3 protein-coding genes are annotated in these 7503 nt (G+C 75.2%); 2 read left to right on the top strand and 1 reads right to left on the bottom strand.

Features of this window, described 5'->3' with window-relative positions:
* Nucleotides 1-5069, bottom strand: a 5069-nt coding sequence (locus PV721_RS38765; protein ID WP_319732867.1) for a polyketide synthase, incomplete at its 3' end; no start/stop codon positions are given.
* Between the two features lie 481 nt (nt 5070-5550).
* Between PV721_RS38765 and PV721_RS38760 the strand changes: the two genes are divergently transcribed.
* Nucleotides 5551-6444, top strand: a complete 894-nt coding sequence (locus tag PV721_RS38760; protein ID WP_319732865.1) for a LysR family transcriptional regulator — start codon at nt 5551-5553, stop codon at nt 6442-6444.
* Between the two features lie 88 nt (nt 6445-6532).
* On the top strand, nt 6533-7503 hold a 971-nt coding region (locus PV721_RS38755; RefSeq protein ID WP_319732864.1), incomplete at its 3' end, for a hypothetical protein.

The following is a 7503-nucleotide window of genomic DNA, read 5'->3' as shown; positions in this document are numbered from 1 at the left end:
CCCGTGCCGGGGGCGGCCGGAGAGGTGGAGCCGGGCGCGCGCCGGGGCGTCTCCTCGGGCGCCGAACGCGGCGGGGGGTCGCAGGGCCGGGCCACATGGCGTTCGACGCCGTGCGGGGATCGCCCCGGCACACTCCCGGCCCCGGCGGAAGTCGCCCCCGGCCCCGTCGTCGGCACACCCAGGTAGCCGAGCAGGACGTCCCGCTGTGCGGCGACCAGTTCGCGGGTGCTGCGGAGGTATTCCAGGACCGCTTCCTCGTGACCTGCCGACCTGCCCGTACCGGTTTCTGCGGTCATACCCGTACCTCCGTTCGTGGCCGTGTCGTGATGTGCGGACGCACCGGCTTCCGTGGGCGGGGCAAGCAGGGGGGCTGGCGTCACGCGCCGGCCGGGGCGGAGGCCGCCGGGGACCGGGGCGCCGGCTGCCGTGCGGACCAGGTGGCCGTCCACCAGCCAGCCCGGGCGGCGCGGGGCGCGCTCCGGGAGGCGGGAGCTGCGGCCGCGGAACAGGGCCTCCGGTGCCACGGAGACGCCCGCTGCAGTCAGCTCCGCCAGGGCCGTGACCAGCCGGAAGAGGCCGTGTTCGCCCGGGACGTCCAGGGGGACCACCGTGTGGGGGCGGTCGGAGAGGATGCGGCCGATCAGGGCGGTGAGGACGCGGCCGGGGCCCGCCTCCACGAACGTGCGGACGCCGGCGGCGTACATGGCCTCGACCTCGTCGACGAACCGGACCGGCTCCGCGACCTGGCGGGCCAGGAGGTTCCGGATCTCCTCGACCGACGGCGGATACGGGCGCCCTGTCGTGTTCGACCAGACGGGCGTGGCCGGGGCTGTCATCGGTGTTTCTGCCAGTGCGGCGGCGAGGTCCTGCGATGCCTCGGACACCACCTCGCTGTGGAAGGCGCAGGCCACCGGCAGGGGCTCTGCCGGCAGTCCCGCCTCGCGCAGTGCGGACACCGCCTCCTCGACGGTGGGCGTGGGGCCCGAGATCACGCACTGGCGTGGGGCGTTGTGGTTCGCGATGGTGCATCCGGTACGGGCGGCGACTTCGTCCGGCGTCGCCGAGACGGCCGCCATCGAGCCCGGGTCGGCGCCGGCGGCCTTCAGGATCGCCTCGGCGCGGCGCGCGCTGAGCCGTAGCAGGCTGCCGGTGTCGTAGGCGCCGGCCGCCCAGAGCGCCGTGAGCTCCCCGTACGAGTGCCCGGCCACGCAGTCCGGCCGTACGCCGAGCTCGCCGAGCAGCAGGTGGGCCGCTGCTCCGGCCAGTCCCAGGGCGGGCTGGGCCACGCGGGTGTCGGTGACCGCCGCTCTTTGGGCTGCCCGTCCTGCGGCGGTGAAAGCCGCCGGCGGGAACATCGCCGACACGACGGGGGGCGGAGCCGAGTCCAGGAGGGTGCGCAGGGCGGGGAAGGAGGTGAACAACTCGTTCAGCATGCCCGGGCGTTGGCTGCCCTGGCCGGGGAAGAGGAAGGCGGTGAGGCCCGCGTTCTCCCTCTTGATGTGGATGCCCGTGCCGTGGGTGAAGGTGCGGGCCTGTTCGAGGCGGCCCGCCAGTTCGTCGAGATCGGCGGCCACGATCGCCACCTGGACCGGATCGGAGCCGGCGGCGGTTTCCGCCGCGAGGTCGCGCAGGGGCCAGGGGCGTCCGGCCGTGTCGTTCTCCTCCAGGCGGGCGGCGAGCCGGGCCATCGCGCGGCCGGCGGCCTTCCGGTCCGCGCCGCGGAAGCAGAACAGCTCGGCCGGCCACTCCTCCAGGCCGTGCCGGGGCTCCTCGGCGCCCCCGTAACCGGCCAGCACCGCGTGGTAGTTGGTGCCACCGAAGCCGAAGGCGCTCACTCCGGCGATCCGCCGCTCCGGGGGTACGGCCCAGGGGCGCGCCCCGGTGTCGAAGGAGAAGGGGCTGGTTTCCGCCCGCCAGGCCGGGTTCGGCGTGTCGATGTGCAGGGTGGGCGGCCTGACGCCCGTGTGGACGGCCCGGGCGGCCTTGATGAGTCCGGCGAGTCCGGCAGCGCACTTGGTGTGGCCGAGCTGGGATTTGACGGAGCCCAGGGCGCAGGATCCGGTGGTGGCTCCGGAGGCGGTGAACAGGTCGCTGAGGACGGCCAGTTCGGTGCTGTCGCCGACCACCGTGCCGGTGCCGTGCGCCTCGACCAGGCCCACCTCGGCCGGGGCGATGCCGGCCCGTGCGTAGGCCCGCTCCAGGGCCCGCCGCTGTCCTTCCGGGCGGGGTGCGGTCAGACCGAGGGAGCGGCCGTCGCTGGCGGAGCCCACCGCCTTGATCACGGCGTACACCCGGTCGCCGTCCCGCTCCGCGTCCGCGAGCCGCTTCAGGACGAGCGCCCCCACCCCCTCGCCGAGGGCGATGCCGTCGGCGGCCGCGTCGAAGGGCCGGCAGCGGCCGCCCGGCGACAGGGCGCGGACGGAGGCGAACATCAGGTAGTCGTTGATCCCGTTGTGCACGTCGGCGCCCCCGCACAGCACCATGTCGCTGTCGCCGTCGCGCAGTTGGCGGCAGGCGAGGTCCAGGGCGGCGAGGGAGGAGGCACAGGCGGCGTCGACCGTGCAGTTCGCCCCGCCCAGGTCGAGCCGGTTGGCGACCCGGCCCGCGATGACGTTGGCGAGGATCCCGGGGAAGGAGTCCTCGGTGAGCCGCGGCAGCTGCTCGTCCAGGACGGGCGGCAGCTCGCCCAGGTAGGCGGGGAGCAGGGCGCGCAGCCCGTACGCGCCCGCCAGTTCGGTACCGGCCTCCGCGCCGAAGACCACCGAGGTCCGCGAGCGGTCGAAGGCGCGCTCCTTGCCGTAGCCGGCGTCGCCGAGGGCCCGCGCCGAGATCTCCAGGGCCAGCAGCTGCACCGGCTCGATCCCGGCGAGGGAGGCGGGCGGGATGCCGTGCGCGAGGGCGTCGAAGGGCACCGGGCCGAGGAAGCCGCCCCAGCGCGACGGCGTGCGTTCCCCGGCCCGGGCCGGGTCGGGGTCGTAGTAGAGCGCCGGGTCCCAGCGCTCGGCCGGCACCTCGGTGACGGCGTCCGTCCCGGCGAGGACCATCGCCCAGTAGGCGGCGAGGTCCGGCGCGCCGGGGTAGGCGCAGGCCATGCCGACGATGGCGATGTCGAGGGGGTCGGCCGTCTCGACGGCCCCGCCGTCCGCGAAGTCGCGGGCCCGGCGCTCCAGCAGTGCGGTGGCTCCCCCGGTGACCTGCGCGTGCAGTGCGGCGATCGTGGTGGTTCCGGTGCGCAGGGTCGCGGCCTGCCCGAGCATGAACAGCCCCTCCGCGTACTGCTGTTCCTCGTCGACCGGCTCCAGCCGGTCCGTCGCGCGCCGCAGGCCCTTGCTGGCGATCCGCAGCCGTCCCAGGTTGAGCCGCTCCAGCTCTTCCCACATCTCGCGGGGTTCCACGCCGCTGTCCGCGAGCTGCCGCCGGGTCGCCTCGAAGGTCTCGGCGTACGGGGTGTCCGCGCAGCGGGTGGCGTGCCCGGGCGCGGTGCGCAGCAGGACGGTGTCCGCGCACTCCACGGCCGCCCGCTGGAAGCCCGGCAGTACCGCGCCCGCCGCCACGGCCTCCTCGGTGAACAGGTAGGCGGTGCCCATCAGCACCCCGATCCGCGCGCCGCGTTCGGCCAGCGGAGCCGCGGCCGCGAGCGCCATCGCGGCGGACCGCTCGTCGTGGATCCCGCCGGCGAACAGCAGGTCCAGGGCCTCCGGTTCGGGGCAGGACAGCAGCCGCTCGATCTGCTCCTCCCACAGCGGGAACGAGGCGCGCGGCCCGACGTGCCCGCCGCACTCCAACCCCTCGAAGACGAACCGCCGCGCCCCCTCGGCGAGGTAGCGCTCCAGCAGGCCGGGCGAGGGCACGTGCAGGTGGGTGCGGATCCCGGCCGCCTCCAGCGGGGCCGCCTGCGCCGGGGTGCCCCCGGCGATGATCGCGCGCGGTGGACGGGCCCCGGTCACGGCGGCCAGCTGCGCCCGTCGCAGCTCGGGCGGGGCGAAGCCGAGCAGCCCCACGCCCCAGGGGCGTTCCCCGAGCCGCTCGGCGGTCTCGGCCAGGAGCCGGCCTACGTCCGGGCCCTCCATCACCGCGAGCGCCAGGTACGGGACCCCGCCCGCGGCGGCGACCGCCTCGGCGAAGGCCGCCTGGTCGCTCACCCGGGTCATCGGCCCCTGCGCGACGGCCGGCGGCCCGGTCCGGGCCGCCGCCTCCACGTGCCCGCGGACGGCCGCCCGTACGGCGAGGAGCACGCCGCCGGTGGTCCGGTGGCGCTCGGCGAGCCGGGCCGCGGAGGCTCCGTCCTGGCCGACGGGCAGCAGCTGCGCCCGCAGGTCCCGGGCGCCGAGCAGCAGGTGCGCCGGACCCTCGGGCGGGGTGAGGTCGGGTCGTGCGAACACCCGGTGTCCGTCGACGAGCCGGGTCTCGGATCCGTCCATCGCCCGCAGCGCGTCGGCCACTTCCGCCGGCAGCCCGGCCTCTCCCTCTACGGTCAGGGCAAGTTGTACGTCGAGCAGCACCCCGGCGGCGCCGCCCGCGACGGCCGCGGCCGCCGTGTGCGGCCCGATCCCGCCGCAGGCCCGTACGGGAACCCGGATCGAGGGGTCCCCGAGCAGCTGCTGGAGCAGTACGAAGGTGGTGGCCGCGCCCACCCGGCCGCCGGCCTCGTGGCCCTTGGCGACGAGCGAGTCCGCCCCCGCGGCCACGGCGCTCGTGGCCTCCGCCCGGCTCGTGACCTCGACCCACACCCGGGGCCGGCCGGCCGCCGCCGCCCACGCGGCCACCCGTTCCGGGGTGTGCCCGGCAGGGTCGGCCAGCAGCACCGTGTCCACCTCGGCCGGCAGTTCCTCCGGTCCGAGCGGGCAGCCCGCGGGCACCCGCACTCCGTACCTGCCGCTGCCGCCGAGCCGGCGGCCGGACTCCGCGAGGGCGTCCCGCGCGGCGTTCGCGTCCCGGCCGAGGTCGAGCAGTCCGAGGGACCCGGCGCGTTCGGCGGCGGTCACGATCCCCGGGCGGGGCTCCTCGAAGGGACTGACCGCGACGACCAGATCGCGGGTGGCGGCGGACTGTGGGGGATGGGGGGTCACGGGCGCTCCTCTTCCAGTGCTGGGTGACATGGCGGAGTGCAGGACGGAAGAACGGCAGAACGGAGGGCGGAGGAAGCGGCAGAGCGCGAGGAGGGGAGTGCGGCGGTCTCGCACCTCGGCCGGCGTGCGGCGGCAGGCTCGAACAGTGGTCAAACACCCTCATGCCGCGATGCATCGTGCGGTGACCGTCATGCACTGTCAACAGCTATGCGGAGTGCGATACTTCGCTCCTTCGGTGCGTGCGGACCGTCCGGTACGCCCCCCGACGGGACCCGCGACGGGCTCCGGCCGAGGCGTGGCCTGCGACGTTTCCCGCCGGGGCGGGCGGACCCCGCGGCGCGGCCCGCGGCAGCGCGTCCTCGCGGGCATGCCGCATGGGCATGCCTATCCGCCGACCGGGCATGAACGCGAAGCCGGACCCGGCAAGTTGTTCACCCGACGAGCCCTTACAGGTACAGCCTCGCCCGGTTACCGTCCGGTCATGACCCCCACGCTGGCGCAGCTCCGCTACCTCGTCGCCGTCGCCGACTGCCGGTCCATCACCGGCGCCGCCGCCTCGGTCTTCGTCGCCCAGTCCGCCCTGTCCCGGGCCGTCCAGGCCATGGAGCGCGATCTCGGCGTCGAGCTCCTCGCCCGCCGGGGAAGGGGGGTGGACCTCACGCCGGAGGGGGCCCGGGTCGTCCGGCTGGCCCGCACCGTGCTCAATGCGGTGGAGGCCATCGACGACATCGGAACCCCGCACGGCAGGGACACCCGGGCCGCCCTGACCCTCGTCACGACGCCCACCCTCGCCCTCGACCTGGCCTCCGACCTGGTGGCGGCCTTCACCGAACGGCACCCGACGGTCGACGTCCGCCTCCAGCAGCACGGCAGCAGGGAGGTCCTCGTCGAAGAACTGACCCAGGGCCGGGCTGAGTTGGCCCTGGTCGACCTGCCCGTCGACAAGGAGCTCTCCACCCACTTCATCCAGGAGCGCGAGGTGGTGCTGATCTCCCCGGTCGGATCCCGGCTGCCGCATCCGATGCCGCTGCGCATGCTCGACGGGCTGCCGATGGTGCTGCCCACCCCGGGAACCGGCCGGCGCACCGAGATGGAGGCCATGTTCAGCTGCCTCGGGGTACGGCCCGTCCCCTCCCTGGAGGTCGACGAACGCCTCGCCTGGGTGACCGGAGTGACGGACGGCCGCGGCTCGCTCATCTGGTACCGCGACGTGGTGCTGAGGGCCTTCGGGAGCCGGGCCGAGATCCGCTCCTTCAGTCCGCCCCTACTGCGTCCGGTGGGCATCGCCCACGCCCGTCGGCCGCTGAGCCGCGCTGCACGCGCGTTCATCGCCCAGGCCGGACACAAGGGGCCGGTCCGGGAGCCGGTGCGCTGACGGGGCATGCCCCCACGGCATTGAACGATGCTCGAACGGGAGGGAATTGGGCCTGGCCCCGCAACTGATGTCCCATCACATTGTGCGCATGTCCCGACTCCTGACACCCCCACGGGCCGCCGCCCTCGCGACCGCGGCCCTCGCCACGATCCTGCCCGCGGTCGCCTGGATGGCCAGCGCCACCGCCTCCCCGGCCCCGTCCGCCGCGGTGGCGGCCGCCGGAACCCGAGCGGTCGCGCCGGAGAAGAAGTGCACCCTGCCCGGTGGCCTGGCCGAGTTCAGCGGCCTCGCCATGAGCCACAAACACCCCGGCGTGTTCTACGCCGTCAACGACAGCGGGAACACCAACCAGGTCTTCGCCGTCGACTGCAACGGTGCCACCGGCCGGCTGCTGGCCACCTTCACCCTCTCCGGCGTCGGCAACACCGACTGGGAGGGGCTCGCGCTCGGCAAGGACGCCTCGGGCGGCCCGGCGATCCTCGTCGGCGACATCGGCGACAATTTCAGCGGCCGCGCGGAGATCACCGTGCACGGATTCGCCGAGCCCGACCAACTGACCAACGCCACGGTCACGCCGGTGACGTACCGCTTCTCCTACGCCGACGGCAGGCACGACGCCGAGTCCCTGCTCGCCGACCCCGTGACCGGCCGGCTCTACGTCGCGAGCAAGCTCATCGGCGCCGCCGGCCAGCTGTACCAGGCCCCGCTGCCGCCCGTGACCGGGCAGGTCAACACCCTCACGCCGGTCCGGCCCGGCCCGGTGTTCGCCACCGACGGCGCGTTCTCCCCGTCGGGCGCCTCGTACACCCTGCGCAGCGGCGGGCCGTTGGGCGCCAACACCGCCTCCGTGTACGACACCGCGGGGGTCAAGCTCGCGGACGTCGCCCTCCCGGCCCAGTCGCAGGGCGAGACGGTGACGTACGCGGACTGCACGAGCCTGCTCGTCGGGTCGGAGAACGACACCCAGGTCTGGCGGGTCCCGCTGCCGCCGGAGGCCACCCCGGGCTGCGGCACGACGCCGGTTCCCACGCCCACGCCGACTCCCACTCCCACCCCGAC

The organism is Streptomyces sp. MB09-01, from assembly GCF_033794505.1.
In the GTDB taxonomy this organism is placed as follows: domain Bacteria; phylum Actinomycetota; class Actinomycetes; order Streptomycetales; family Streptomycetaceae; genus Streptomyces.
Note: the sequence above shows the minus strand (reverse complement) of the source record. Positions and strands in the feature narration are given on the sequence as shown.